A 1,953-nucleotide genomic window follows, 5' to 3' on the forward strand; every position below is an offset into this window, starting at 1 on the left:
AGCTCAAGTTTGACAGTACCCTTGAGACGACGCGGATTGTGGGTGAAAGTTTGTACCACACGCACGCTAGCCCCGCATCTCTGCGGGGCTTGCAATCGGTTATGGGGCGTCACGGCCTTCCCGGCAGTTCCGTAGGCGTCTACTGGGCGGGGTCGACACGCTTGCGGTCCGAAACTGACAGGGTCTTGTTGGGCATCGGAATGCCCAGGCTGGTGAGGATTTTTTTCACGCTGTCGCTCGATTTCGTCACGCTGAGAAACTCCTTGTCCAGAAACGTCGCGTGCACCGCCTGCCATCGCCTTAGTTCGCGTACAATGGTCTCTCCGGTGTACCAGCGCCTTTCTAGCTCGGCCAATGCCTTCTCCCGTTCCTGGTCATTCTCGATTTTCTCCGCCTCTTGCTTCTCGCGTTCCCAGTGCCTGCGATACAACACCTGCATCTCTTGCTCGAACAGGTACGCCAACACGCAGACAAAGATGTGCCCTCTTACTCTCTGCTCGTTCCAGTGATACACAGGCCCCACATCAAGGAAGTTCTTGATTTGGTCAAACGCCCGTTCAATCCCCATCAGCGTCTTGTACGACAACACCACGTCCCCTGCGGGCAAGTCGGTGTTCGTACGAATCAGGAACTTCCCGTCCCGCAGCGCCTCCTTGGCAATGGCGTCTTCATCCCGTTGGTACGTCAACACACCGTCCTTGAATGCGACGTGAAAGAACGCCTGAACCCCCTTCTTCGTCAGAAGTTCCGCCACCTTAAGCATGACGCCTTTGTCGGTTGGCTTTCGGCCGCGCCTTGGCTGCGTCAGTCCTTCCGCCAGGGCCATTAGACCTGCCTCGGCCTCTGCGATAGCACTCTCTCGAAACGCAGCATCGTGGGCGGCCTTTTCCGGATTGTAGCACAGGATGTACCGCACGCCGGGGGTCTTTTCGTCGTCCTCGACACTGTCTCCCGGCACCTCAAGATAGCGCAGGTTGTCCTTGAGTTCGCTGTATGTATCAACATTCGGAAACTGCTCCAACAGCGCGTCGCTCACGATGCGGCCACGCTTGTGAAACCCGACAATGTACGGAAACCCAGCCTCCGCCATTAACGCCATGTTCTTTTCCGTTACCATTCCGCGGTCGCCGACGAACACGCACTGCTCGACAGCAAATTCCTCCTTGAGGCGCTTCAAGATGTCGGGCACGGTCTGCTTGTCGGAAACGTTACCCGCGAATACCTCGTGGGTGATGGGAATCCCCTCTGGCGTCACCAGCAGACCGAGTTCGACCTGCTCTAGGTCGGGGCGATGAGTGCGTGAGTACCCGTGTTCGCCTAAGGGGCAGGCGTGCCCGTATAGGTGCGTACTGGTCAAGTCGTATAGCACCAGAGACAGCTTGAAATTGAGTAGGTCCGTCATCCGACTGTACAACACCCGCTCCAGCTGCGGCTTTATCTCCACGAGATGATCCAGTGCCCGGTAGAAGTGCTGAAGCTGCCACGGTTCCGCCCCGGTGTCTGGAATATACAGGTCATCCAGCATCCGAAACAGGCGGAGTTTACTAGAGGGGTCCACCAATCGATGAATCACCATCGCCTGAACGTACCGGGCCACATCGAACGTGATATCTCGGTCTTTGAGTGCCTCGCGGATGGCCTCTGTCAGGCCAAGCTGGTTCCACAAAAATTGAACCACGTAGGGAACGCCAAATTGAAGGACATGTTGCGCCTCAAAGTCATTGAGCGAACCGGTAGTGCGGTTTTGTAGGAGAGACTCGAGCGTCCGGATAATCTGCTCAATCTCCCGCTCTGAGTACTGACTGATGTTGCCGAGGCTAGCCACGCGGCGCTTCTTGACGGTCCCATCCTCGCGATAGGACTCAACGATATGGAGATATTTGTAGGTCTTACCGTCCGGTTTCTTTGTGGATACAATTTGGGCGAACAAGAAGGTCACCACCGCTCATATTC

General features: G+C 56.3%; 1 protein-coding gene. It reads right to left on the reverse strand.

The genetic code is table 11. The features are described 5' to 3' along the window. Window positions 1–139 precede the first annotated feature (139 nt). The gene (locus BM357_RS18660; RefSeq protein ID WP_245784103.1) at window positions 140–1,939 is read right to left on the reverse strand and encodes an IS1634 family transposase; all 1,800 of its coding nucleotides are present in this window, start codon (window positions 1,937–1,939) and stop codon (window positions 140–142) included. Window positions 1,940–1,953: the final 14 nt, after the last annotated feature.

It is taken from the genome of Paenalicyclobacillus macrosporangiidus (assembly GCF_900116805.1).
In the GTDB taxonomy this organism is placed as follows: Bacteria; Bacillota; Bacilli; order Alicyclobacillales; family Alicyclobacillaceae; genus Alicyclobacillus_H; species Alicyclobacillus_H macrosporangiidus.